Genomic DNA, 23,381 nt, shown 5'->3' on the forward strand with positions numbered 1-23,381 from the left:
AATTCTTTTTAAATAGTTTTAAGTCTAACTAAAAAGACCTCACAGGTTTTAAAAACCTGTGAGGTCTGAAGCAATTTCTTATTTTATTTGTATATAATGACATCTCTAACTTTCGTTGCTAAATTCGTGCGAAAAGATTAATAGGCTTATGCTTCAAGCCATGAGAATCCTAACTGCGCCTGTCTGCCGAAAGGCATGCAGTATTTTAGTCGTTTAACTTTAAAACAGCCATAAACGCTTCCTGTGGAATTTCTACGTTACCAACCTGACGCATTTTCTTTTTACCTTTTTTCTGCTTTTCTAATAATTTACGCTTTCTTGAAATATCACCACCATAACATTTGGCAGTTACATCCTTTCGGAGTGCTTTAATAGTTTCACGCGCAATAATTTTTGCTCCAATTGCTGCTTGAATTGGAATATCAAACTGTTGCCTTGGAATTAGTTGACGTAATTTTTCTGTTATTTTCTTACCAATATCATATGCATTATCTGCATGAATTAAAGCTGATAGTGCATCAACTGGCTGTGCATTTAATAGAATATCCACACGTACTAATTTGGAAGTACGTAAGCCAATTGGTGTATAATCAAAAGAAGCATACCCTTTTGAAACGGTTTTAAGTCGATCATAAAAATCGAAAACAATTTCGGCTAAAGGCATATCAAAATTCAACTCAACACGCTCAGTAGTTAAATACGTCTGATTTGTAATAACACCACGCTTATCAATACACAGCGACATGACGTTACCAACATATTCTGCTTTTGTAATAATAGTAGCCTTAATATACGGCTCTTCCACACGGTTTAAATATGAAGGATCCGGTAAGTCACTTGGATTATTAACAATAACTGGCGTATCTGGATGCTTGTTTGTAAATGCATGATAAGATACGTTAGGAACTGTAGTAATAACGGTCATATCAAATTCTCTTTCAAGACGTTCTTGGATAATTTCCAAGTGCAACATGCCTAAAAATCCACAACGAAATCCAAAACCTAAAGCGGCTGAACTTTCTGGTAAAAATACTAAAGATGCATCATTAAGCTGGAGTTTTTCCATGGACGCTCGCAAATCCTCATAATCTTCTGTATCAACAGGATAAATACCCGCAAAAACCATTGGTTTAACATCCTCAAAACCACTAATGGCATTGGTTGTTGGGTTTTTAGCATCGGTAATTGTGTCACCAACTTTAACTTCTTTGGCTTCTTTTATTCCTGTAATTAGGTAGCCAACATCGCCAGCTTTTATTTCTTTTCTAGGAAATTGCTTTAAGCGCAAGGTTCCAACCTCATCAGCGTTATAGGTGTTTCCTGTGGCAATAAACTTAATGAGTTGTCCTTTTCTAATCGATCCGTTAATAACTCTAAAATAGGTTTCAACACCGCGAAACGGGTTGTAAACAGAGTCGAAAATCAAGGCTTGAAGCGGTTCATCTACATTTCCTTTTGGCGCTGGAATACGCTCAATAATCGCCGTTAAAATTTCTTCAATACCAATACCAGTTTTAGCGCTGGCAGGAATAATATCGGCACGATCGCAACCTAATAAATCTACGATATCATCCATTACTTCTTCAGGATTCGCGCTAGGCAAATCAATTTTATTAAGAACAGGAATAATCTCTAAATCGTTTTCTAAAGCTAAATATAAGTTAGATATTGTTTGTGCCTGAATACTTTGAGCGGCATCTACAATTAGTAAAGCACCTTCACAAGCGGCAATAGATCGGGATACTTCATAGGAGAAATCCACGTGGCCAGGTGTATCAATAAGGTTTAAAACATATTCTTGACCTTTATAGGTGTAATCCATTTGAATAGCGTGCGATTTAATGGTAATACCACGTTCACGCTCCAAATCCATACTGTCTAAAAGCTGATTTTGTTGTTCACGTTCTGTAACCGTACCCGTAAAATCCAATAATCTGTCTGCCAAAGTACTTTTACCATGGTCAATATGTGCAATAATGCAAAAATTTCTAATGTGCTTCATATACTGTTGTCTAGCATTATAACTAAAATGCAAATATAATTGTTTTATTATGCTTTAATTATTTATAGCAATTTATCTTATTTTATTTTAATTTACGGGGAAACCGTAATTTTTAGAACAAAACTATTTTTATATTGCTGATTCAATTATTTATCACTCATGAATATCAAGCAATTATACCTAATACTGTTATTTAGTTTAGTTTTTTCTTTTTCTTCTTTTTCACAGGATTACACAGTTTCTGGAAAAATAGTTAATTTAAAGCAACAGCCCATTGCTTATGCAAATATTTTGGTGCTTTCTAATCAAGATTCAACCGCTATAAAAGGCACAACTTCTCTGGATGATGGCTCGTTTATAATTGGGAATATTACAAAAGAAAATTATTCCCTAAAAATTAGTTTTGTTGGCTTTAAAGATGTGTTTCTTCCTATTCAAGTATCAAATAGTAATCTAGTTTTAGATGCTACAATCTTAAAAGAATCTCCTGAATCACTTAACGAAGTTTCGATAACTGTAAATAAACCGACGCTTAAGAAAGAAGTAGATCGCCTTGTTTTTAATGTAGCAAACACTGCTTTGAGTGAAGGGAGTATGATAGATGTTTTAAGAAGTACACCCAGCGTTTTAATTCTTAATAATAGTATAACGGTTAGAAATGCAAAGCCAGCCGTTTATATTAACGATCGGAAAATACATCTCTCCGATGCCGAGTTGCTACAATTATTAGAAGGTACACCGGCAAATGCAATTAAATCTATTGAAGTTATTACCAATCCTTCTGCAAAATATGATGCCGATTCTGGCGTAGTTTTAAATATTGTTATGAGTAGAAACTTGGCAACAGGTTACAACGGAGTTGCTTTTGCCAGCTATACACAAGGTACTTATGCGCGATACAATGCTGGTATTTCTAACTTTTATAAAACCGATAAAATAAACGTTTTTGCCAGCTACAGTTATAATGATTCCAAAATAGCACGTTCTAGTGATGAACGTGTTAATTATAGAGATAATGTTGGGATTAATGAACGCTGGATTTCAGATGTGGATCGAACAACTAGGTCTAAAACACATACGTTAAATACTAATTTTGATTATTTTATTAATGAAGAAAGCACCTTAAGCTTTGCTGCGAACTTATTATACTTGCCAGAATATGAGTATATAACAACAGGGCAAACCAATGTGTTAGATGCGTCTTATAATCGATTGTATAATTTCAACAATAAAAACGATTCTAATGATGATAAATATAATTTCGGATTTGATTTAGATTATGATTTGAATTTTGATAATGGAAGTAATTTATCATTAAACACACACTTAACAACCTATGATTATGATCGCGATCAAAGTGTAAAAAGTGATTATTTTGATGTGAATAATACCTTTGATTATTCAAATTTATTTAATACTATTTCTAACCAAAAGACCCTTATTAGTACAGTTCAAGCCGATTATAGTATACCAATTTCAGATTCCTCATCCTTTATAACCGGCGTAAAAGCAAGCTTTATTAATACAGATAGCGATTTAAAGCAGTATGATTTAAATAGTGGTACGGCTATTTTTAATAATGCCAATTCCAATGCTTTCGAATACAAGGAAAGCGTATTTGCAGCTTATGCGAGCTATAGCAAATCTTGGGAGAAATGGGATTTGAGCTTTGGATTACGTGCGGAGCAAACAAATACTGAAGGAAAATCTGTTGTTGACAATAGTATCACAAAACAAGATTATTTTGATTGGTTTCCAACCGCAAATATTAGCTTTCAGGCTTCTGAAGCTATTAGTGTCTATTCCAATTATAAACGTAGTATTGAACGCCCAGATTTTCAATCCCTAAACCCGTTTAAATTTTATTTAAGCGATAATACGTTAGTAACTGGAAATCCAAATTTACAACCTACCATAACCGATCATTTTGTGTTGGGTGCTTCTTTAAACAATAGCTTTTATGTTGAAGCTTATTATAAAGATATGGAAGCCAATTCTATGGAATTACCTATTCAAGATAATGCCAGTAACTTATTAGTTTATACACCAACAAACCTAGCGCAAACTATAGATTACGGTTTTGATTTTGTAGCTATTTTCGATATTACTGCAAAATGGAATGTGTATGCTGTCACCTCTTTTTTAAACTGGTCCGAAAAAGCAACCATTAATAATTCCATTTTAAAAATGGATACTTGGTCCAATTATTCGGAGTTGAGCAATTCTTTTTCGTTTTTAAAGGATAATAGTTTAACGGCTAATTTCTCATTAGTTTATTTGAGTAAATACCAACAGGGTTTTCAAGAAGTTGATGCACGTTTGATAAGTGATTTAGCTATCAAAAAAACCGTTTTTAATAAGCGTGGTGCGTTAACATTGTCCTTTGCAGATTTATTCAATACACAACACTATAATGTTAAATCGCGTTATTTAAATCAAGATAACGCACGCCGATTAAACCAAGACAGTCGCTATGTAAAATTGGGCTTTAGCTATAAGTTTGGTAATACTAGATTAACAACAAATCAGCGCGTAAAAGACCTTAAAGAACGTTCGCGTTTGGAGAAGAAGGATTAAATTTAAGAGTTTGTAAACATTAAAAGGAAAACGTCTGTTTTTATAAACAAATGAATCTGAAGTTTGGGTTGTTTGAATATATATATCAGAACAGCAATCCTCTTAATCTTGCCATTCCAAAATTTACATACAGAATAGCACATTTTTTATATAAAACTCAAGTTTGGTTTTCATTGCTATTTTAATCTTTTTAACCCCAAAATCACTTTCCTGAATTTTACACAAATGCTCAAACTGATGCGTTTTACGGTTAAACCGTAACGAAAAAATGACTTTTCGATAAACGGCACATTTTTTCTTGAATTACCTTGGTTTTAGGTTTTCTTTTAATATATATTCGGTTTTTTAAGAGATAAGTGTTTGATTTTTAGCCATAATAATTGTGTTGAAAACAGTTTAAAAAGGCTTATTTAAATAGTAACATAATTTTTTATTACAGATTGGTAGACATTTGGAAACCGAAATAGAGCAATTTTAAAGACCATCCGACTTAATGAATATAAAAAAGAGAACGTAAATTGACTCTATGAAAGTGAAAAATGAAAGCCAATAACGGTCGAAAACTAACCGCCCAAGACCTTAATGGGTAATTATATTTAAATAATATGAAAAATGTATTTTTTGCACTAGCTCTTATGCTAGTAGGAACTTTTGCTTTTGCAGAACCTGCTAATTACGATGTTGATTTAATTGAAAGGATGGGGATTTGTACTGTTACTATTACCGAGAATAATAGTGACGGAACTATAAACACATATAGTTATCAGTTTGAATCTTCATCAGCTCAAGATTGTAATAATGCAGGTCAAGCAATTTTACAGGCTCACATAAACAAGCGGTAGTAGGACGAAAAACTAACCCTAGGTGTTGTTCTATTATATATCATCTAGGGTTAAATATTAAAATCTATGAAAAAAAATATTATAAATATAATTATACTATTGTTGACCGTGTTTTCATACAGTCAAAACACAAAATATTTTGAAGCTGAATATAATATATATTATAACACAGATATACCACAGACTCGAAAAGCTAAACTACAAATTGACAAAGTAAATAAACAATCCATATTCATTATTGGAAAAACTAATGAGAGTGATTCAAAATCAAGTGTTTCGGCAACTGATAATGGTCTTAATTACACTATTAAATATGAGGATTTAGATAGGTTTATTGAAATGGATTTCGGTAATTTAAAAATACACTCAAAAGAAACACATAGAGGAAAAACATATTATGTCCAAGACACTATTTCTACTTTAAATTGGGATTTAAGGTATAACGATGAAAAGAAAATAGGTTCTTTATTATGCAAAAAGGCAACTACAGATTATAGAGGTAGAAAATATACAGCTTGGTACGCTTTAGAAATCCCTTTAGCATATGGACCATATAAATTTCACGGTTTGCCTGGTCTTATCGCTAGTATTAGTGATAGTTCAAATACTTTTATTTGGACAATAGTTTCCTATAAACTAAAATCTGTAAAACCTGATTTTAAAAATGATGAAAAGCTCAAACCATTAATAAGCGCACAAAAATATTATAGTGAAATAAGATACCCTTTAGGTTCAGAGAAAGAGAGTATCTTTCAGTCTAAATTACCAAAAGGTATAAAGTTAATATCAGCAACTTCAGATGCACATATTAGAAAAGGTGTTGAAATAAAATTTGAATGGGAAGAAGAAATAAGAGAAGATTAGTCTTTGGTTTCACGCTCTTTACTTTTACTTCAAAATATGTCTTTATCACAAATTAAGATATTTGGCCCTTGGAAATTTAAAGGTTTACCAGGACTAATATTGGAGTTATATAATATTAATGATACATCCATTCATCATTGGGTTGCAAAAAAATAATAATATATCCAAATAACAAGGAAGTCGATTATGGTGATGATAACGATTTGCGAGTTGCTGAATTTAAAGATGTTATATCAGGTATGGAAGAACAAATAAAAAGAATGCAGTCTAGAGTGCCACAAGGTGTTTCTGTCTCTGAAACCAAAATTACTAGAACTGGTATTGAAAAGGATTACGAATGGGAAAAATAATTTATTTACAAATAATCATTTTATTTTCACCCACAATTTTGTTTTCACAATCTAAGATATTTGGTTCAATAAAAGATAATGCTGATAGCTTATATTCGGTAAGTGTTATTCTAAAAGATAGTGTATCAAAAACTATTATTGCTTACACCTATTCTGATGATAAAGGTAATTATGTATTAAAAACAAACAAATACGGTAAATTCAATTTAGTATTTACGTCACTTGGCTATGAATCAAAAACAGCTTCTTTAGTTCTAAATTCAGAACAAAATGAACTTAACATTGATGTTGTTTTAAAAGGTAAACCTATGAACTTGGATGAAGTTATTATTCAAGCAGATAGACCTATGTCCATAAAAGAAGATACTATTAATTTTAAAACCAAATACTTTGTAAACGGAACGGAACAAACAGTTGAGGATTTACTTAAAAAAATTCCAGGATTACAAATAGATAGTGAGGGTACTATTAAAGTAGGAAATCAAGAAATTGAAAAACTAATGATAGATGGCGATGATCTTTTTGAAAAAGGTTATAAAATTCTGTCCAAGAATATGCCTGCTTATGCTATTGAAGAAGTTGAAGTACTTAAAAATTATTCTAATAACCGACTATTAAAAGGAGTTGAAGAAAGTAATAAAGTAGCTTTGAACTTAAAACTCGATGAAAAATCCAAACGTATTTGGTTTGGTAATATTGAAACAAGTATTGGAAACGATAATTTTTACCAGCTAAAAGGAAATTTAATGAATTTTGGTAAAAAGAATAAATATTATTTTTTTACTAACCTTAATAACATTGGTTATAATGCAATTGGAGATATAGAGGGTTTGATTAGACCGTTTCGTATCAATGAGCCTGCAAGTATTGGCGATAATCAAAGTGTAAGTTCATTAATTAATTTATCGGCAGACAATATTAGCTTTAAGAAACGTAGAACTAATTTTAATAATGCCGAATTAGTATCACTAAATGCGATATTTAATCCAACCGAAAAACTAAAAATTAAAACACTAGGTTTCTTTAATTGGGATGAAACCGATTTTTTTAGAAATAGTGTAGATGTTACTGCTGTTAATGGAACAAATTTTACAAACACCGAAGATTTTGAACTACGTAATAAAAATAGAGTTGCTTTTGGAAAACTAGATGTTACTTACAATATTTCTAAAACTAAAATGTTAGAGGCTACTACAAAATATAATAATGGAGATTTTAATGACAGCTCTAATTTAATCTTTAATGGTAATTCTACTATTGAGAATCTAGAACACCAAAACACACTTTTCGACCAAAAAATAAATTACACAAATAGATTTAAAGACAAAAAGGTTTTTTTACTCACAGGGCGTTTTATTGATGAAAAAACACCTAAAAATTACTCTGTTAATCAATTCTTCTATCAGGATTTATTTCCTTCTATTAGTAATGCTAACAATGTAAAACAGCAAAGCACAAATAAAATGCAATTTGCAGGTATTAATGCACATTTGCTAGACCGTAAAACTAACGGACATTTATTAGAATTGCAACTTGGAAATGAATTTAGAAGAGATAGGTTATCAGCTACATTTTCGCTTTTAGAAGATGATTTAATCCTAGAAAAACCAAATGGTTATCAAAACCAGGCAACCTATCAAGTTAACGACTTATATTTAAAAAGTAAATACCGCTTAAAAATTAATGATTTTGGAATTATTGGAAAACTTAACGTTCATCAACGGTTTAATCGTTTAGAAAATAATGGCGTATCCAGTAGCCAAAGTCCATTTTTCGTAAATCCAAGTTTAGGTTTTGACTGGAAAATTAATGACAACAACAAGATTACTTCTTCTTACTCTTACAACACAAAAAATGCAGGAGTTTTAGATCTTTTTAGTGATTTTGTATTGACTAGTTTTCGCTCATTTACCAAGGGAGCAGATGATTTTAATCAATTAAACGCTTCGAGTTTAGTTTTAAACTACCAGCTTGGAAATTGGAGTGACCGTTTTTTTGCGAATACATTTATTCTGTACAACAAAAATCACGATTTCTTTTCAACAAATACAACATTAAATCAAAACTATACGCTGTCGGAAAAAATACTAATTAAAGACCGTGAATTTATAAGTGTTAATTCTAACCTTGACTATTATTTTAAATTCATATCTTCTAATCTAAAACTAGATTTAGGCTATTCTAAAAGTGAATTTAAGAACATTATAAATAGTTCAGACTTGCGACAAGTAACGTCATTCAGTTACAATTATGGTTTAGAATTACGTTCAGGCTTTAGTGGTGTTTTTAACTACCATATTGGCACAAAATGGAATACAACGGAAATAAAAACAACAATTAATAATTCATTCACAGACAACATAAGTTTTCTAGATTTATCCTTTGTATTTAATAAAAAACTAGATTTTCAATTACAATCGGAACGTTATTATTTTGGAAATCTAGAATCAGATAACATATATTACTTCTTGGACTTTGATGCAAGATACAAACTCATTGAAAACAAACTGACTTTAGGACTTAATGGAAAAAACCTATTTAATACTGAAAAATTCAGGAGTTTTTCGGTCAGCGACATTGGAAGTTCAACGACCGAATATAGATTAATGCCAAGGTTTGTGCTTTTAAAATTAGAATATAGATTTTAACAAAGAAACTGATAGAAAACGGCGTACTATTTCAGCCATTCCGCAATAAACAAGTTCGTATCACGCCCTCCGTTATTATTTCTATTGGAAGAAAAAATTAGCTTTTTACCATCGTTAGAAAATACAGGAAAAGCATCAAAGGTTTCACTGTGTGTTATGCGTTCTAAATTGCTGCCATCAATATCAATCATATACAAGTTAAATGGGAAACCGCGCTCGGATTCGTGGTTAGAAGAGAACAAAATTTTCTCACCACTTGGATGAAAAAACGGACTCCAATTGGCATTTCCTAAATCGGTTAATTGGCGTAAATCACTACCATCTGCATTACAAATATAAAGCTCCATATTAGTCGGTTGCACTAAACCTTCAGCCAATAAATTTTTGTATTCTTTAATTTCCGCTTCCGTATTTGGTCGTGATGACCGGAAAACAAGTTTTGTGCCATCTGGTGAGAAAAACGCGCCACCATCATAACCCAATTCAAAAGTAATTTGCTTCACATTAGTCCCATCTAAATTCATAGTGTATAGTTCTAGATCGCCACTTCTATCAGACGTAAATACTATTTTATCACCTTGTGGCGAAACGGTTGGTTCGGCATCATAACCGACCTCATTAGTTAATTGAGCAGTGATATTTCCATCTAAATCGGCCACAAAAATATCATACGATTCATAAATCGGCCAAATGTATTTACCATCTCTGCGCTCGGGAACTTCCGGGCAATTATCATCTACTAAATGGGTAGAGGCATAAATAATATGCTTGTTATCTGGCAAAAAATACGCACATGTGGTACGACCTTTTCCGGTACTTACCATTTGCGGTATTTTGTCCTTAAAAGTGTCCTCTGCATCCATAACAAACATCTGGTCGCAATTCAATTCCCATTTTGTGTTATTAGATTGAAATACTAATTGTTTATCATCAAAACTCCAATAAGCTTCTGCGTTATCGCCACCAAAAGTGACTTGCTTTAAACTTTTAAAATGTGTTTCTTCAGGATAGATTAAAGTGTCTGTCCATTTAATTACGCTTGTTTCCGCATCGGTATTTTCTTTCTTATCACTTTTGCATGAAATGGTTAGGACTAAAATAAAGAAGAGGCTAGAAACAAGTGATTTCATAATGGGTTTATTATATTTAATTGCCATTAATTGTTTATTTTAGTTAAAAATAACATTAAAATCATGAAGAAAATAGCGTTAATCGTAATTTTTATATCGTTTTTAGGATGTAAAAAGGATTACAAACCAGAAAATAGATTAAAGGATGATGTTGCTTTTTTAGCGGATGATAAGTTAGAAGGTCGTAAAACGGGCAGCAAAGGTGAAAAGGAAGCCGCTGCTTATATTGTTAAGCGTTTTGAGGAAATAGGCTTGAAAGGAAAAGGAACCAATAATTTCTATCAGACGTTTACTTTCAAACCAAAAACGGATCCGCACGGCGAAGTCTCGTTTACAGAAAACAGTCAAGATAGCACTATAACTGGAACTAACGTTTTAGCCTATATAGATAATCAAGCTGAAAACACCATCATAATCGGTGCGCATTATGATCATTTAGGTTATGGTGGTGAAGGCTCTTTGTATAAAGGAGAAAAAGCTATTCATAATGGCGCAGATGATAACGCGAGTGGTGTGGCTGTTATGCTAAATTTGGCTGGGAAACTAAAAGAAACCAATACTAGCAATAACTATTTATTCATGGCTTTTTCAGGCGAAGAAATGGGCTTGTTAGGCTCTAATTACTTCGCTAAAAACCCAACTATTAATAGTAAGGCGGTTTCCTATATGATTAATATGGATATGGTGGGCCGCTTAAACCAAGATAGTACTTTGGCGGTTTACGGCACCGGAACATCTCAAGTTTTTAAGGATGTTTTAGCAGCGAAAAACACGAATTTTAAATTGGTTGAAGAAGAGTCGGGTGTTGGGCCGAGTGATCATACCTCGTTTTACTTAATCGATATTCCTGTGTTACACTTTTTTACGGGTCAGCATGAAGATTATCACAAACCTGGTGATGATGCAGACAAGTTGAATTACAAAGGCATGGAAACCATTTCAGCTTATATTTACGATTTGATTACTGATTTAGATGATAATGGAAAATTAGCATTCACAAAAACAAAAAATGATAGTCAAGAATTACCACGGTTTAAAGTCGGATTAGGTGTAATTCCCGATTATTTATATGATGGACAAGGCATGCGTATTGATGGTATTAGCAAAGATAAAGCTGCAGAAAAAGCGGGCTTGCAAAAAGGCGATATAGTAGTTAAATTAGGTGATAGCACCATTATTGATATGATGAGTTATATGCGCGCTTTATCTGCTTTTGAAGCAGGTGATAGCACGAAAGTTACTATTATCAGAGCTGGAAAGGAATTAAAAGCGGGTTTAAAATTTTAAAACACATGCTTTTAAAAAGTAAATAGATGTTTTTGAATGCCAAAGAATGGAGTCTCGGCCTATCAATTCATGAAAGTGCATTCTTTATTACGCATTAATAATTCATAACCATTGTTGTAGAACACTTAAAAAAAACCAATCGTAATAAAATGAGCATCTATTTAAGCAAAAGTTCCGTTTTCGTGAAAATCGCCACAATTGGCACTATAATTTTATTGGCAATAATTGCATTAACTTTAATTACTACAAATAAAAATTACGGAGTAATCGGTGGAATTATTTTGGGCATATTAATTTCAGGAACTGTATTTTATTTTTATGCCAATTCATTGGACAAAATAATTCTTGAAAAGGACGTCATTATTTTGAAGAAAAATATTGGTCAAATAAATATTCCAAATTCTCATATTGTAGAAGTCCAAAAATTAGGATATTCAAATTTGACCATGACTTATGGAAGTAAAGGGGTTTTTGGATTTATCGGGAATACGATGGACGATTCTGTCAGCTTCGTAAAAGACAGAAGAAATATGATTCGAATAACAACGAAAAATAAAAAGTACATTTTAAGTTCGGAAAGATTGGACGAATTAGTGAATGAAATAAAAACGCGCTATAAAAACGTATAAAAATTCGGCTTGTGCTTAATCGCATGATAATCGCCTTTTTTCCGGCCTAAGATTCTTACACAAATCTGTTGTGCGATTAAACTATGTTGTACTTCACGTAATCTATTGTAAATAAGCGTGTTTTAAAGTTCTTAATGAAGACCTTCTGCTTTTTGTTAGCAACTAGAGACCTTTTGAAATATGTGAATTTGGAATGATTCTTTATTTTTAAACACTGTTTTTCCAGTATTTTACGGTTCAAGACTATGTTCCCTGCCTTGCCGGCAGGCAGTTTGATTCTAAAAGCGCAGTGGTCTTGACTCCTTTATTGGACAATAGTGATACATAACTTTAAAAAATCGTAATTTTGCCAAAAATAAGAGACACTTGGTAAAAATAGGTAACATAGAACTTCCCAACTTTCCACTGCTTTTAGCACCGATGGAAGATGTAAGCGATCCACCGTTTCGTGCGTTGTGTAAAGAGCAAGGCGCCGATGTGGTGTATACCGAATTCATTTCTAGTGAAGGTTTAATTCGTGATGCTGCTAAAAGCATCATGAAATTAGACATTTATGAAAAGGAACGCCCAGTTGGTATTCAAATATTTGGTGCCAATTTGGAAAGCATGTTGCAAACCATTGATATTGTTGAAAAATCTAATCCAGATATTATCGATATCAATTTTGGTTGTCCTGTTAAAAAAGTGGTGAGTAAAGGCGCTGGTGCTGGTATTTTAAAAGATGTCTGCTTGATGGAAAAACTCACCGCCGAAATGGTGAAGCGTACCAATTTGCCTGTTACCGTAAAAACCCGTTTGGGGTGGGATCATGATTCTATTCGTATTTTAGAAGTTGCCGAGCGCTTGCAAGACGTGGGCTGTCAAGCCATATCCATTCATGGTCGTACACGTGCACAAATGTATAAAGGTCAAGCCGATTGGCGACCAATTGCTGAAGTAAAAAACAATCCACGTATGCATATTCCTGTTTTTGGCAATGGCGATGTGGATACGCCAGAACGCGCCATGGAAATGCGTGACGTTTACGGTTTAGATGGTTGCATGATTGGTCGTGCAAGTATTGGTAATCCGTGGTTTTTTAAGCAGGTGAAGCACTTTTTTAGTACCGGTGAACATTTGGGTCCGATTACTATTGAAGAGCGTGTAGACGCTGCTAGGCGTCATTTACAAATGGCCATTGATTGGAAAGGTGAAAAGTTAGGCGTTTTTGAAACCAGACGTCATTATACTAACTATTTTAAGGGGATCCCTAATTTTAAAGAATACCGAATGAAAATGGTAACAAGTGATCATTCTGTTGATGTTTTTGCGGCTTTTGATGAGGTCCTTAATAACTTTTCAGACTATCAATTTATTCAATAATAATAATAATAATCTGATTAAAAGCTGTTGTATTTCAATTAATCTATAAAGAATAAGGGTTTTTAGATGTTTTCATGAAATTATCCTACTTTTTATTTTTTTGATTGAAACATCCTGAAATATGTGAATTTAGAATGATCTTTAATCATTAATTTCTACAACTTCAGTTATTTACGGTTCTAGTCTATTATCCCTGCCTTGCCGGCAGGGCAGACTCTATAAGTCCCGAGAGTTTTCGGGACGGTCTTGATCCTTCTTAAACAGAATCAATAACTCACCAAATTTTTGGTAATACGTGCCGAAGCAATTTTAGATGCTAAAATGCCTAAAACTGAAATAGTGATAAATACAATTAGAAAATTTTCTAAATTGATAGCCATCGGGTAGGGCAGAGAAGGTGTAATTTTTACCAATCCAAAGCTTATTTGTGCTTGTACAATTAAATAACCAATAAGTAGACCAATTAAGCCACCAAAAACGGTCATCAAGGATCCTTGTAAAAAGAAAATCCTACGTATTTCATTTACAGTAGCACCCATATGATATAAGGTGTGCAAGGTTTTCTTCTTATCCAAAATCATCATAATAATCGTACCAACCACATTAAATAGCGCAATTATTAAAATAAGGGTGAAAATGAGGTAGACGGCCAAATTTTCGGTGTTCAGCATCTTGTATAAGGCATCATTTAACTGCTGACTATTTTTTAAAATAACCTTATCCCCTAAAATAGTCGATATGGTTGCTCTTAAATCGGCCTCACTCACGCCTTCGCGTGATTTGAACTCTATAGCGGTAACTTGATTTTCATTGAAATCTAATAAATGTCGCGCCATAGCAATAGGCGCAAAGACATATTTATCATTGATTTCCTCGTTGATATCAAAAACCCCCACATTTATTGCTTTTACGGTGGTAAAAGCTTGTTTAATATCCGTTACCTGGCCTTTTCCGGGTTTTGGAACGTATAATTCAATGATTTTCCCATAATCCATTACCCCAATATTCAAGCGGTTGGAAATCCCCCAACCCGTAACAATTTGATTACTGTTTTCCGAAAACCAGCCTCCCAAAGGAATCACCGAATCGATAGAATTTACAGAGTCAAAATGCTCATCCACGCCTTTTATATAGCCACTTGGATAATTTCTACCTTCAAAAGTTATAAAAACGCGCTCTTCAACAATTTGAGAAAAGGATGCGATATCTGGATGGTTTTGCAATTCGCTTAATTCTTCCGAAGAGATTGTAAACGATTTTCCTACGGCAGCTTCGGCTTTTAAATCCGGATCGACTAAAGAGGTGAATTGTAAAGTAAAATCTTTCAAACCCGCAAAACCGGACAAGACTATAAATAATGCTAATGCGCCTAAAATGACGCTAATAGCGGCAATAAGTGTGATAAAATTTATAGCATTATTGCTGCTTTTAGAAAGCAAATACCGTTTCGCTATATAGAGTGAAAAATTCATAAATTACACAGGCTTAAAACAGGTTTTATTAATAAAAACCTATTAATTTCAAGATTTTTAAACCTTTAATGTTTTTTTCTCTTATCTAAAAGATCTGGATCACTAATAGGATTTTCCGTTCTTTTTAATGATTTTTCAATCCCATCAATATATTCTAATGAATCGTCCACAAAAAACTCTAATTGCGGCATACGACGTAATTGATGTCTGGTGCGTTGTGCTAATTCGTGCTTAATAAGTGGCGCGTTAGAGCGGATACCGATAAGTAATTCCTTGGCTTTATTATTAGGAAAAATACTTAAATATACTTTGGCAACCGATAAATCGACAGTAACTTTCACTTTAGAAACCGATATTAAAACACCTTGCATACCACCATCATTAGCAGCTTTTTGAAGGATTTCTACCAGATCACGTTGTAAAACGGATCCGATCTTTTTTTGTCTTTGACTTTCTTCCATAGGGCAAAAATACGCATATTTAAAGATTATTGTATTTTTGAAGTTAATAAAATAGTTTTAATTAAAATAGATTTCCGCTTTTGCGGAAAGTAGACATGAATAAAATTGAACATATAGGTATTGCCGTTAAAAATTTGGAAGCATCAAACGATTTATTTGCCAAACTTTTTAATGCGCCACATTATAAGGTAGAAGAAGTTGCTAGCGAAGGCGTAAATACGTCCTTTTTCCAAGTAGGTAGTAATAAAATTGAACTTTTAGAGGCTACGAATCCGGACAGTCCAATTGCTAAATTTATTGAAAAACGTGGCGAAGGCATTCATCATATCGCTTTTGATGTGGATGATATTGAGTCTGAAATTGACCGTCTTGAAAAGGAAGGTTTTACGGTTTTAAATAAAGTGCCAAAAAAAGGAGCGGATAATAAATTAGTCGCTTTTTTACATCCAAAATCAACAAATAGCGTTTTAATTGAGCTTTGCCAAGAGATAAAGGAATAAAAATACTTTGAGGCTAATAAAATATGTAGTAATATTGCACTCTCTTTGAAAAAAGAAAACCAGAAGTTAGCCTTGCGCTAATGGGTCCTATAACTCAGCTGGTTAGAGTATCTGACTCATAATCAGAAAGTCCCTGGTTCGAGCCCAGGTGGGACCACTTTTAAAATCAAGCACTTACATATTTAATGTAGGTGCTTTTTTGTTTCCAGAAACCGCGATATAAATAATCCATAATTTTTGTTAGCTGCTACTCCCTTCCAAATCAAAACTTGCAATCTTTGATGAAACAAAAAATTATTTTTTTATCAAAAACAAAACCCTGTTTTCGGGTGTTTTTAAAATATTCGAAACTATTGTAATTACCATGGGTTTTAAAAGCTCAAATACTAGACTAAAATGGAGGTTTTAGATAGGATATAACTAGATCTTAATCCGTTAAAAAGCTTTGTTTTTCCGTTATTTGGCAGAATTAGGATAATTTTATGATTCTGACGTATTTTTTTCTTCTACCTTTGCGCGTTTAATTTTAATCAACTTTTTAAGTAAGATATTTTATTGTTATGAGCGAATCAAACAAACACACTTTAATCGACAAGGAAGTTGTGTGGGACAAGAAAAGTATTGTCATGAGTAAAACGGACAAGGATGGAAACATTGAATATGCCAATGATACCTTCGTTGAAGTTTCGGGCTATGAGGATTACGAGCTAGTCTCACAGCCTCATAATATTATTCGTCATCCACACATGCCTAAAGTGATCTTTAAAATTTTATGGGAAAACCTTAAAAACGGTAAAAATTTTCACGGTGTCATCAAGAATTTAGCCAAATCTGGAAGGTACTATTGGATGATTACCGATTTTGAAATTATTTATAATAATAAGGATGAAATTACAAATTATGTAGCAAAAAGACAAGCGATGCCAGAGGATGCTTTGCGTAAACACATCGAGCCTTTGTACACAAAACTGCTTCATATTGAAGAAGTAAGTGGAGTTGATGGTAGTGAAAAGTATTTAAAAGGCTTTTTAGAAGAAAAGAAAATGACTTACGAAGGATGGGTAAAAAGCAGTGTAGAAAATAAAGGTTTTTTTAATAAGTTATTTGGGAGGTAGATTTAATTTTTAATTAACATTAAAAAGAATCTATAACCTAGAATAAAAACATCCAATGCTTAATGATTCTTACAGGTTATTAAGGAATAAAAATAGAAAAAGCTGAACAACGATTATTGTTCAGCTTTTTTATTTGCCTCGTTTTCTTTTCAGCTTCTCTTCGATATGTAAAGTGGAAATTTTAGAAGTTATAGTGCTTACATGTATGTTGAAATGCTGGTATATAAATAAAGCTGCTATCAAGATTAATCCGATTAAAAGCATATTTTTTCGTCATACGACATAATTAAGCCATATTTTTCTTGAAAAATCTTTTAATTCAGTACCTTTGCACGAGAAATTAAAATAATAATATTATGAATGAAGAATTGAACAAACGTACCATCATTGACAAAGAAGTTGTGTGGGACAAAAAAAGTACGGTCTTAAGTAAAACGGATAAGTTCGGCAGCATTGAATACGCAAATGATGTCTTTGTGGAAGTTTCTGGTTATGAAGATTATGAACTTGTTTCACAGCCTCATAGTATTATTCGTCATCCAGATATGCCAAAAGTGATTTTTAAAGTGTTGTGGGAAAACCTAAATGAAGGTAAAAATTTCCATGCCGTTGTTAAAAATCTAGCAAAATCTGGTAGGTATTATTGGATGATTACCGATTTTGAAATTATTTATAATAATAAAGATGAGATTACAAATTATATAGCTAAAAGACACGCTATGCCAGAAAAGGCATTAAAAAAACACATTGAACCATTATACACAAAACTGCTTCATATAGAAGAGGTAGGTGGTGTTGAGGCCAGTGAAAAATATTTAAAAGGCTTTTTAGAAGAAAAGAAAATGACTTACGATAGTTGGGTTAGAAGTAGTGTTGAAAGCAAAGGTTTTTTTAGTAAATTATTTGGAAGATAACCGCTGTTTTTTAGAGTAAACCAACTTTACAATATGAATTTCTAGTTCTAAATAAGAACTAAAGAATATTATAGAACTAAATTAACTGAAGCTGAACAATGACATCCATTGTTCGGCTTTTTTGTTTAATGCAAAGAATATCAAGTATTTTCATCCAGTTCCCTAATTTTTTAAAATACATTAACCGAAATTATCATGGTAAACCGTTACTAAACGCAAACACTGATATATTAGTTTTGTGGTAAAAGCAAAATAAATAATATTATGGATTTTAAAACAATGATACAATTACCTGTACTAGAAATTAGTCAGGTTTTAAAAATACTTCAAGAGATTTCGGATAAAGAAAGAGCACAGGAAAAACCAAATATGCCTAAAGTTATTATAAGTACCCAAACTGGAAATGTATCGGGTTACTTTGTAAATTATGATATTGATAAAAATGTGGTTTTATTGTGCAATTGGTATGAAAATAATGCCGAATTACAATACATTCAATTTCACTCCATTTCTTCAATCTGTATAGGGAATGTCCATAATTATATATATCTTTTATCTGATGGTAAAATACCTTTTACGCCTTCAGAAAGTGACATCCCGACGATGCTTCAGCTTAAAAAAGAAATTAAAAATCTAGAATTAGATTTTCAAAGTGCTCTAGAAAATGAGATTGCTGTCACTTTTAAATACGATGAAATTCCAGATAACACGTCAAAGTATTATGCATTAAAAGTATTAAATGCATTAAATGAAACTATAAATAGTATCGCTACCAACAATTTGTCTAAAGAAGCGTTTAACGCTGTAATTGCTAACGTAATCTTTAAGTTTGGAGACGTCAATAAGGTAACGCTAGAAAAGGATACTCTTCTTATTTCTTTTAATATTTCTAAAGGATGGAAAAGTGTCTCTTTAAAATCTGAATTACAAGATTTAATAGAAAAATGTTTATAATCCCGAACGTTATTAAACATAATAGAAAAGGAAAGCCTATTAAGCTTTCCTTTTTTCTTGATATGAAGACGTTAGTATCTTTACAGCATTATAAGTTATTCTCTAAATATTCACGTATTACAGTATCTGTAAAAAAGCCACTATGATGACCTCCCCAACAAGCTGTAAGCGAAAATACGCCAGCTTCTAACTTTAGCTCTTTCTTATCTTCAGCACCTTCATTTGGAATACAATAAACCTCTATAGAGTTAACGCTTTCTTGAATAGCTTCTTTACCCATGTCATCTTTGCAAACCTCTTTTAAACCATCTGTAAGACGTTGTAAACATACACTTGGTACGAATTTTATAAAATCCATTTCAAAAGTATCCCAGTTAATGTTTATAGGCAATTCTTTACCCACAACCTCATTAATTTCTTTTTGGTAATCTCCTAAATATTGATCTTCAATTGCTTTTGCTGCTTTTCTTTCTTGTAGTCCCATTGTGTGTTTTTAAGTATTATTTATAAATCAAAGATATTATAAGGTCGTGCTGTAAAAACACCTCATTTACGTGAATATATAAACTCACTGAATTCAGTGAGGGGTTTATTGGCTCTTAAATTTTATATTTCGTTATTAAAATAGTTAGTAATGAAAATTATAATTTTATCAGGTATATGTATGCTTATTCTACTTCTTGTAACAACGGGATGTGCAAGATTAGCAGGAGGTGTTTCTAAAAAGAAAGCAGCATCCAATTTAGAAGCGTACTTGCAAAGAGAGTATAAGGGGAAACTTACGTTTAGTGATTTAAATCGATTTTTTAATGCCGCAACTATGAACCCTAATATGTTTACTGTTCTTATTTATGATAAACAGATACCTGAAGTTGAGTTTTACACACGTATTGATGTTAAAAAGATTTTAATAAATGATACGCTATACACTACAGAAAATTTAACTTTTAATGATTTATATAAAGAAGCGGTAAAGCGTTACGAAACAAAGCAAGCCATTAGAGCTGATTTTAAAAATGAAATTCCTGAAATAGATTTTACACTAGGAACGATTTATTTGAATTTTAATGATGATTTGAGTCCTGAAAATTTAGAAAATGTAATCACAAGATTTATAGACAGATTAAACCAATCTTTTGAAGAATTGAATGACGCATACAAATTTAACATACTGATTAAGACACCAGATTACCCTGAAGGTTTTATAGATGTTCCATTGGAAGTTGATGATAATAAGTGGCATGCAGAACCGTTTATGTTATCTGAAAATTTTGGAGGTTTCGAAGCCTTAAAAACTAAAATAGAAATACGTTTACAAGCTAAATTAGATAGCTCTTATCCTCATTTTAAAATTAATATGTACAAAAAAGTATATTTAGATAAATCTTCTTTATCCAAAGGTGCTTGGGTGCAATACCTAGATGATAAAAGAGTAGTCAATAATGATAAGGGAAAATATGTAAATCCGCAAAAAGGAATTTATGTAACTTATTTCGATTTAGAATCTGAATTTATTTATCGTGGTGAAATGTTAACGGAAGAAAATGATAAAACCTCTTATGAAACGGAATTAAGGCGCATAATAGAAGCTATTGAAGAGGAAGGTATAAGAGCTAATTAACCGAGTTTACTTATATTTTTTTGCCAAAAATAAAGCGGCTAGAGTTTTTAAGCGCCCAAACTCTAGCCGTTTTTTTATTAATCAAAAAGTCCAGACTCTATGGCGTATTTTACAGCTCCGGTAGTGGTTTTGGATCCGGTTTTTAGAAGAATATTTTTTCGATGTGTTTCAACAGTATTTACCGAGATAAAAAGTTTTTTTGAAATTTCTTTAGAGGTTAACTCTTCTGCTAAAAGAGCTAACACTTCTTTTTCTCGAGGAGAAAGTTCTATATTTTTATATTTTTTACGCTCAAAAACACTTTCCATATAACGTTGTTTAATAATGTCAGAGAAATACTGCTCATTACCTAAAACGGTACGGACTGCTTTTTGTAGTTCTTCTTTACTTGTAAATTTTGGTACAAAACCATCTGCTCCCTTCTGAATTACTTTATGCACCGTTCTGTGATTATCTAGCATACTCAACATAATAATTTTTACACCATTATGCTTTTTTTTAATTTCTGTAAGTAACTCAATACCGTCCATTTTAGGCATACTAATATCACTTATTATTAAGCCAATATCAAACTGATTAAGTAATCTAATAACTTGATTTCCTTCAGTTGCTAAATGAACTTCAGCTATCTCTTCCATATCAATCAATATGGTGTTTATGCCTTCTAGAAACATTAAATGATCGTCTGCTATAATGATATTTATTTTTTTCACACTTTTTAAATTATTGGAATATCAATGGTAATTGATGTTCCGTTCCCAGAACCGCTATCAATATCTAAAGTGCCCTGCATTTTTTGCAAACGTTCTTTAATATTACGAATTCCTATTCCTTGTTTTTTATTTTTTTGAAAGCCTTTACCGTTATCCTGAATCACAATGTTTAAGTGATCTATATGTTTAGTAAGCTGCACATCTGCATGAGTTGCTTGAGCATGTTTAAGAATATTTGTTGTTAATTCTTGCACAATACGATAAGCATCGGCCAAAAGCGCATCGGGTAATTTATCTATTTCTTTTTCCGGAAAGAAAAATGTGCGAATCTCGATATTTGCTTTTTTACTAATTTGAAAAACAAAATCATTAAGAAAGCTAGTAAATCCTATTTCAGAAAAAGACAGCGGATGAAGCTGGTGGGAGAGACTGCGTACATCTATACAGGCGTTATCTATGGCTTCTGCAATTCTTTTGGATTGTGGTTCTTTCTGACTATTTTCCGCATAATGCTCAAAAGCCATTTTTATGGCGGCTAAATCACTTCCTATACCATCGTGAATTTCACGTGCTAATCGTGCTCTCTCTTCATCTTGGCCTTCTTGGTAGCGCTCTATAACAGATAGTTTATGATCTTTTATCATTTGGTTAATTTTCTGTTTGGCGTTTTCTTCTTGTTGTAAACTTAATTCCTTTTGCACACGTAATCGTTGAATGTATAAAAGTCTTAATATAATTAGAGACAATAAAACCAATATAAAACCTACTATAAGCGTATTTCTAATGAGGTGCTGTCGCTTTACGGTGAGCTCCGCTTTTTGTAATTCAGCTTCACTTAATTTCTGTTCTTTTTCAAGTAGTTGTATGCGAGCTTCTTTTAACTGCGTTTCATAGCGTTCTTGAATCTTGGCTACATATTTTTCTTTATCAAGCGAGTTTTGCTCATCTATAGTCGTTATGCCCTTTTGAAAATAATATAAAGCGTCTTTATAATTGCCTTCTTCTTGATACAGCTGTGATAGGTTTTTATAAATATTAGAATTATATATTAGTAATGACTGCTCTTGACCTATGTCTAAGGCTTGTTGAAAATACGCTATGGCCTCTTTAGTGTGTCCTAGTTTGCTTTCGCATAAAGCCAAATCATTCAATACAATTGCGGTATCTGAATTAAATTGAAGCGCTTTTAAAAGCGCTAATGTTTTTCTTAAGGATACAACAGCCTCTTCACAGCGCGCTTCTTCCACAAGCATTTGCGAAAGATTAATATTTACATAGGCTATAACCGCTTTATTACCTTCTTGTGTTCTGTAATCTAATACCGTTTGGTAATGTTTACGAGCCTCAAAGAAATCGCCTTGTTCTTTTAAAATATTTGCAAAGTTGAACAACGTTATAAGTACACCATCATCGTCTTTTAGTTCTCGATATAAATTAGCAGCACGATCTAAATTTTCAGCAGCTTTTTTATAATCTTTCTGGAGCACATAAAGTGTCGCTATGTTTTGATATGTGTGTGCTTCCTGCTCTCTATCATCATTTTTTTTAGAGTAATTCAAGCTTTGCATAAAGCTATCCATTGCTTGAGGGTATTCTCCCAAGTTTTTATAGCCCAAAGCCAATACATTATAGCAAGCAGATAAGCCATTTTCCATATTAAGTTCTCTTAATATGGAGATAGTTTTTTCTGTATTGCTTATGGTACTTTTATAGTCTCCCGATATATTAGCTAAATTTGCTAAAGCATAATGAGCTCTAGCCGCTTGAAGTTTTATATTCTCTTTTTCACTTTCTTTTAGCCACTCTTTAGCAGCTTTTTTTGCTGCTTGAGGATTTTTATTTAGATTTTCTTTATATGCTTTTGAAAGGGAATCTATTAGCGGTGTGCTGTCTGACGTTTGCGCTACAGCCAAATTACTTATTCCCAGAAAAAGGAATAA

The 23,381-nt window shown here is 32.4% G+C and carries 20 protein-coding genes and 1 tRNA gene; 14 read left to right on the forward strand and 7 right to left on the reverse strand.

Annotated features, from left to right (window positions below; genetic code table 11):
• Positions 1–205: 205 nt before the first annotated feature.
• Complete coding sequence (gene lepA / locus BZARG_RS09370) at positions 206–2,002, reverse strand: translation elongation factor 4 (protein WP_008637697.1); 1,797 nt, start codon at positions 2,000–2,002, stop codon at positions 206–208.
• A gap of 159 nt (positions 2,003–2,161) precedes the next feature.
• Here lepA and BZARG_RS09375 point away from each other — a divergent pair, with 159 nt between their 5' ends.
• The 5 genes from BZARG_RS09375 (at position 2,162) to BZARG_RS09395 (ending at position 9,283) form a co-directional block, all read left to right on the forward strand.
• Complete coding sequence (locus BZARG_RS09375) at positions 2,162–4,579, forward strand: outer membrane beta-barrel family protein (RefSeq protein WP_008637664.1); 2,418 nt, start codon at positions 2,162–2,164, stop codon at positions 4,577–4,579.
• Between the two features lie 635 nt (positions 4,580–5,214).
• Positions 5,215–5,421, forward strand: a complete 207-nt coding sequence (locus BZARG_RS09380; protein WP_008637693.1) for a hypothetical protein — start codon at positions 5,215–5,217, stop codon at positions 5,419–5,421.
• Positions 5,422–5,487: 66 nt separating this feature from the next.
• The gene (locus tag BZARG_RS15270; protein ID WP_008637618.1) at positions 5,488–6,285 is read left to right on the forward strand and encodes a GLPGLI family protein; all 798 of its coding nucleotides are present in this window, start codon (positions 5,488–5,490) and stop codon (positions 6,283–6,285) included.
• Between the two features lie 137 nt (positions 6,286–6,422).
• Positions 6,423–6,635: a hypothetical protein gene (locus BZARG_RS09390; RefSeq protein WP_008637628.1), complete on the forward strand. Its 213-nt coding sequence runs from the start codon at positions 6,423–6,425 to the stop codon at positions 6,633–6,635.
• Positions 6,623–9,283, forward strand: a complete 2,661-nt coding sequence (locus BZARG_RS09395; protein WP_008637758.1) for a carboxypeptidase-like regulatory domain-containing protein — start codon at positions 6,623–6,625, stop codon at positions 9,281–9,283. The genes BZARG_RS09390 and BZARG_RS09395 overlap by 13 nt, the downstream gene beginning before the upstream one ends.
• 26 nt (positions 9,284–9,309) lie before the next feature.
• Here BZARG_RS09395 and BZARG_RS09400 read toward each other — a convergent pair whose 3' ends face one another.
• Entirely contained in the window at positions 9,310–10,440 is a 1,131-nt protein-coding gene (locus BZARG_RS09400) for a PD40 domain-containing protein (RefSeq protein ID WP_008637643.1), read from the reverse strand.
• Between the two features lie 36 nt (positions 10,441–10,476).
• Here BZARG_RS09400 and BZARG_RS09405 point away from each other — a divergent pair, with 36 nt between their 5' ends.
• From BZARG_RS09405 to dusB, 3 genes are all read left to right on the forward strand, one after another.
• Complete coding sequence (locus BZARG_RS09405; RefSeq protein ID WP_008637828.1) at positions 10,477–11,700, forward strand: M28 family peptidase; 1,224 nt, start codon at positions 10,477–10,479, stop codon at positions 11,698–11,700.
• Positions 11,701–11,849: 149 nt separating this feature from the next.
• Positions 11,850–12,329 carry a PH domain-containing protein gene (locus tag BZARG_RS09410; RefSeq protein ID WP_008637855.1) on the forward strand — a complete coding sequence of 160 codons (480 nt, stop codon included), beginning with the start codon at positions 11,850–11,852 and terminating at the stop codon, positions 12,327–12,329.
• A 366-nt stretch (positions 12,330–12,695) separates the two neighbouring features.
• Positions 12,696–13,691 (forward strand): tRNA dihydrouridine synthase DusB, encoded by a 996-nt coding sequence (dusB, locus tag BZARG_RS09415; RefSeq protein ID WP_040288387.1) that lies wholly within the window; start codon positions 12,696–12,698, stop codon positions 13,689–13,691.
• A 266-nt stretch (positions 13,692–13,957) separates the two neighbouring features.
• On the opposite strand, the gene BZARG_RS09420 is transcribed toward dusB, so the two are convergent.
• Together BZARG_RS09420 and rbfA are read right to left on the reverse strand one after the other, a co-directional pair.
• Positions 13,958–15,163, reverse strand: a complete 1,206-nt coding sequence (locus tag BZARG_RS09420; protein WP_040288389.1) for an ABC transporter permease — start codon at positions 15,161–15,163, stop codon at positions 13,958–13,960.
• Between the two features lie 65 nt (positions 15,164–15,228).
• Positions 15,229–15,624 (reverse strand): 30S ribosome-binding factor RbfA, encoded by a 396-nt coding sequence (rbfA, locus tag BZARG_RS09425; protein ID WP_008637616.1) that lies wholly within the window; start codon positions 15,622–15,624, stop codon positions 15,229–15,231.
• 95 nt (positions 15,625–15,719) lie between these two features.
• Here rbfA and mce point away from each other — a divergent pair, with 95 nt between their 5' ends.
• The 5 genes from mce (at position 15,720) to BZARG_RS09450 (ending at position 19,107) form a co-directional block, all read left to right on the forward strand.
• A complete protein-coding gene (gene mce, locus BZARG_RS09430) occupies positions 15,720–16,124 on the forward strand; it encodes a methylmalonyl-CoA epimerase (RefSeq protein WP_008637747.1) in 405 nt (134 codons plus the stop codon).
• 83 nt (positions 16,125–16,207) lie between these two features.
• A tRNA-Ile gene (locus BZARG_RS09435) sits at positions 16,208–16,281 on the forward strand.
• A gap of 403 nt (positions 16,282–16,684) precedes the next feature.
• On the forward strand, positions 16,685–17,239 hold the full coding sequence (locus BZARG_RS09440; RefSeq protein ID WP_040288391.1) for a PAS domain-containing protein: 555 nt from the start codon (positions 16,685–16,687) through the stop codon (positions 17,237–17,239).
• Between the two features lie 356 nt (positions 17,240–17,595).
• The gene (locus BZARG_RS09445) at positions 17,596–18,153 is read left to right on the forward strand and encodes a PAS domain-containing protein (protein ID WP_008637863.1); all 558 of its coding nucleotides are present in this window, start codon (positions 17,596–17,598) and stop codon (positions 18,151–18,153) included.
• Between the two features lie 264 nt (positions 18,154–18,417).
• Positions 18,418–19,107 (forward strand): hypothetical protein, encoded by a 690-nt coding sequence (locus BZARG_RS09450; RefSeq protein ID WP_008637624.1) that lies wholly within the window; start codon positions 18,418–18,420, stop codon positions 19,105–19,107.
• A gap of 88 nt (positions 19,108–19,195) precedes the next feature.
• Here BZARG_RS09450 and BZARG_RS09455 read toward each other — a convergent pair whose 3' ends face one another.
• Positions 19,196–19,591: a hypothetical protein gene (locus BZARG_RS09455; RefSeq protein ID WP_008637612.1), complete on the reverse strand. Its 396-nt coding sequence runs from the start codon at positions 19,589–19,591 to the stop codon at positions 19,196–19,198.
• A 150-nt stretch (positions 19,592–19,741) separates the two neighbouring features.
• Between BZARG_RS09455 and BZARG_RS09460 the strand changes: the two genes are divergently transcribed.
• Positions 19,742–20,728 carry a hypothetical protein gene (locus tag BZARG_RS09460; RefSeq protein WP_008637774.1) on the forward strand — a complete coding sequence of 329 codons (987 nt, stop codon included), beginning with the start codon at positions 19,742–19,744 and terminating at the stop codon, positions 20,726–20,728.
• A 77-nt stretch (positions 20,729–20,805) separates the two neighbouring features.
• Here the strand turns inward: BZARG_RS09460 and BZARG_RS09465 are convergent, their stop codons facing one another.
• Both BZARG_RS09465 and BZARG_RS09470 read right to left on the reverse strand, forming a co-directional pair.
• Positions 20,806–21,441: a response regulator transcription factor gene (locus BZARG_RS09465; RefSeq protein ID WP_008637801.1), complete on the reverse strand. Its 636-nt coding sequence runs from the start codon at positions 21,439–21,441 to the stop codon at positions 20,806–20,808.
• A gap of 5 nt (positions 21,442–21,446) precedes the next feature.
• Complete coding sequence (locus tag BZARG_RS09470) at positions 21,447–23,354, reverse strand: tetratricopeptide repeat-containing sensor histidine kinase (RefSeq protein ID WP_008637772.1); 1,908 nt, start codon at positions 23,352–23,354, stop codon at positions 21,447–21,449.
• Between the last annotated feature and the right edge of the window lie 27 nt (positions 23,355–23,381).

Source organism: Bizionia argentinensis JUB59 (assembly GCF_000224335.1).
In the GTDB taxonomy this organism is placed as follows: domain Bacteria; phylum Bacteroidota; class Bacteroidia; order Flavobacteriales; family Flavobacteriaceae; genus Algorimicrobium; species Algorimicrobium argentinense.

Excerpts from the sequence above, each read along its gene's own strand:
- lepA (WP_008637697.1), bottom strand. The coding sequence starts at position 2,002 with ATGAAGCACATTAGAAATTTTTGCATTATTGCACATATTGACCATGGT.
- BZARG_RS09375 (WP_008637664.1), top strand. The coding sequence starts at position 2,162 with ATGAATATCAAGCAATTATACCTAATACTGTTATTTAGTTTAGTTTTT.
- BZARG_RS09380 (WP_008637693.1), top strand. The coding sequence starts at position 5,215 with ATGCTAGTAGGAACTTTTGCTTTTGCAGAACCTGCTAATTACGATGTT.
- BZARG_RS15270 (WP_008637618.1), top strand. The coding sequence starts at position 5,488 with ATGAAAAAAAATATTATAAATATAATTATACTATTGTTGACCGTGTTT.
- BZARG_RS09395 (WP_008637758.1), top strand. The coding sequence starts at position 6,623 with ATGGGAAAAATAATTTATTTACAAATAATCATTTTATTTTCACCCACA.
- BZARG_RS09400 (WP_008637643.1), bottom strand. The coding sequence starts at position 10,440 with ATGGCAATTAAATATAATAAACCCATTATGAAATCACTTGTTTCTAGC.
- BZARG_RS09405 (WP_008637828.1), top strand. The coding sequence starts at position 10,477 with ATGAAGAAAATAGCGTTAATCGTAATTTTTATATCGTTTTTAGGATGT.
- BZARG_RS09410 (WP_008637855.1), top strand. The coding sequence starts at position 11,850 with ATGAGCATCTATTTAAGCAAAAGTTCCGTTTTCGTGAAAATCGCCACA.
- BZARG_RS09420 (WP_040288389.1), bottom strand. The coding sequence starts at position 15,163 with ATGAATTTTTCACTCTATATAGCGAAACGGTATTTGCTTTCTAAAAGC.
- rbfA (WP_008637616.1), bottom strand. The coding sequence starts at position 15,624 with ATGGAAGAAAGTCAAAGACAAAAAAAGATCGGATCCGTTTTACAACGT.
- mce (WP_008637747.1), top strand. The coding sequence starts at position 15,720 with ATGAATAAAATTGAACATATAGGTATTGCCGTTAAAAATTTGGAAGCA.
- BZARG_RS09440 (WP_040288391.1), top strand. The coding sequence starts at position 16,685 with ATGAGCGAATCAAACAAACACACTTTAATCGACAAGGAAGTTGTGTGG.
- BZARG_RS09445 (WP_008637863.1), top strand. The coding sequence starts at position 17,596 with ATGAATGAAGAATTGAACAAACGTACCATCATTGACAAAGAAGTTGTG.
- BZARG_RS09450 (WP_008637624.1), top strand. The coding sequence starts at position 18,418 with ATGGATTTTAAAACAATGATACAATTACCTGTACTAGAAATTAGTCAG.
- BZARG_RS09455 (WP_008637612.1), bottom strand. The coding sequence starts at position 19,591 with ATGGGACTACAAGAAAGAAAAGCAGCAAAAGCAATTGAAGATCAATAT.
- BZARG_RS09460 (WP_008637774.1), top strand. The coding sequence starts at position 19,742 with ATGAAAATTATAATTTTATCAGGTATATGTATGCTTATTCTACTTCTT.